Origin of the sequence: Saccharopolyspora sp. 6V (assembly GCF_020176785.1) — a bacterium.
GTDB lineage: Bacteria > Actinomycetota > Actinomycetes > Mycobacteriales > Pseudonocardiaceae > Saccharopolyspora_C > Saccharopolyspora_C gregorii.
Genome location: NZ_JAIUKB010000174.1, coordinates 1 through 1,347 on the forward strand (window position 1 = coordinate 1; position 1,347 = coordinate 1,347).

General features: G+C 70.9%; 2 protein-coding genes. Both read right to left on the bottom strand.

The annotated features are described in order from the left end of the window. Positions 1-507, bottom strand: a 507-nt coding sequence (locus LCD35_RS27365) for a hypothetical protein (RefSeq protein WP_225045174.1), incomplete at its 3' end; no start/stop codon positions are given. Further along, positions 489-1,019 carry an ImmA/IrrE family metallo-endopeptidase gene (locus LCD35_RS27370; protein WP_224961038.1) on the bottom strand — a complete coding sequence of 177 codons (531 nt, stop codon included), beginning with the start codon at positions 1,017-1,019 and terminating at the stop codon, positions 489-491. The genes LCD35_RS27370 and LCD35_RS27365, both read right to left, overlap by 19 nt. Positions 1,020-1,347: the final 328 nt, after the last annotated feature.

Below are 1,347 nucleotides of genomic sequence, written 5' to 3' on the forward strand. Positions count from 1 at the left end.
CCCCCTGTCTTTGGGTGTGGGGGGCGCGTTTTTGTTTAAAATCCACCGCTCCCCCACCGGGGCGGCGACGACGTGCAGCAGCAGGAAACCCGACCAGTAGCTGTCCAGCACCGCGACCGGCACCGGCGGACCCGCGAAACCGACCGCGGACAGATCGGAGCGGACCAGCAGCGAGACCACCACGGCCCCACCGGCCCACAGCAGCGGCGTCCGGGCGCCACGCACCCGCAGGAAAGCCGAGAAACCGTGGAGCACCAGGCAGGAACTCGTCACCGCGATCGAATTGCGCAGCACGTGCACCGCCTGCGGGCTCAACGCGGATTCGCGCAACCACGTGCAGGAAGCGTCGGTGTGCAGCGTCATCGTCGTCGCGAGCCCGGCTCCGATGAGCCAGAACGCCCGGGTCCGGCGCTGCCGCAACGCCTGCGGTGCGCGGAGCAGAACCGCGAGCCAGAGCGCCCCGATGCCGACGAACTCCACCACCGAGCTCACCGCGGCGGCGGCCACGGGGCCACCGCGAACCCGAGCGCCTCCTCGATTCCGCCCACCCGCACCGGAGTCGGCAGGATGCGGCTGCCCAGCAGGACCGCGATGTCCTCGGCCTCCCGCTCGGCCGCGGCACCGTGCCCGCCGTGCGAGCGGGCCAGCAACCGGGACACCGTTCCCGGGTCGAGATCCGGGACCATCCGCCGGAATTGCGCCGCCCGCCGCTCCGAGTGATCGGCGGGTTCCGCTCCACCGTGCGCGAGGATGTGTCCGATCTCGTGCAGGATGATGTGCTTTCGGTGCAGTTCGCTGGTACGCGGTTCGACGAAAACGTAGTCGGTGTCCGCGGCTTCCACCCAAAGCCCGTGCGGACGGGCGGAATTCGCCGCCCCCGGAAAGGGGAGCACGCGCAACGGACGTTTCCGGCGCGCGGAGATGCACTCGATCAACTCATCCATCGAACAGGCGGCAGGCAGCGCCAATTCCTTGACCAGCCTGCGAAAACGCGCGCGCGAACGCCACCCCTCCAGCACCGGAAGCCCTCCCCGGTCACATGTCCACCCCAGTACGCTGAGCACTCTGTCCGACACTTTCCGCAGCAGTCAATGCATCCTGCGTCACAGCGCACGAAAATCGCACCCCCTTAACAGGAGGTTCACTTTCTCGCGAACGATTTCCAGATAGTGGGCGAAATGGCGTGCACCGCGCGGAAATGGAGCAGGCGGTAGCAACTCCCGGTGGAACGCGGGGGGGGGGGGGGGGGGGGGGGCGCGGCGCGGGGGGGGGGGGCGGCGGCCGGGCCGGGCCCCCCCCCCCCGCCCCCCGCGGGGGGGCGGGGGGGGGGCCCCCCCCCCGGGGGGG